The 516-nt window shown below is 40.7% G+C and carries 1 protein-coding gene; it reads right to left on the bottom strand.

The features are described 5' to 3' along the window. Positions 1-51: 51 nt before the first annotated feature. Positions 52-450, bottom strand: a complete 399-nt coding sequence (locus IDZ20_RS06945) for an ankyrin repeat domain-containing protein (RefSeq protein WP_188150703.1) — start codon at positions 448-450, stop codon at positions 52-54. Between the last annotated feature and the right edge of the window lie 66 nt (positions 451-516).

Raw genomic sequence — 516 nt, 5'->3', positions numbered from 1 at the left:
CGGATATTCTATATGGAAACTAACAACCTTTGTCGCACTTCAGGCTTGATACTAGGCATTTTTTCCGCACTCTGTTTGTATTTTATTTTGCAATTCTTCGATTCCTTGTTGAATTTTTTCCATGTGCTGAGCATTTGCGTTTGGATTAAACTCAAACTCCGCGCCTAGGGCCTCGGTATTTGCCCCATTGGATATTAAGTATTTTACTATTTCTATATGCCCAAAATCTTTTGCAACTTTTAATGGAGTGAAACCACCTTCACCTTTCTGCTCGATACTGATTCCATTCTCCACGAGCAATTTGGCAGCCTCAACATCTCCCCAGACGCATACACAATGTAAAGCATTGTCACCGAAACTATTGATATCATTTATGTCGTTTAGCTTTACACCTGAAAAATCTGCGACATCTTCAACTCGGTTTAGCAACTCTCGTACAGCTTTGTTCATGTTGGATGCCTAACGCCAAGCTCACCTGCAATTTTTGCTGTGAGCGTTTGTGTAAAATGGAGCTGC

This window comes from Teredinibacter waterburyi, from assembly GCF_001922985.1.
Lineage (GTDB): Bacteria > Pseudomonadota > Gammaproteobacteria > Pseudomonadales > Cellvibrionaceae > Teredinibacter > Teredinibacter waterburyi.
The sequence above is the reverse complement of the archived record's forward strand: the minus strand, read 5'-3'. Positions and strand labels throughout refer to the sequence as shown.

Coding starts and splice junctions, on each gene's coding strand:
- IDZ20_RS06945 (WP_188150703.1), bottom strand. CDS start 450: ATGAACAAAGCTGTACGAGAGTTGCTAAACCGAGTTGAAGATGTCGCA.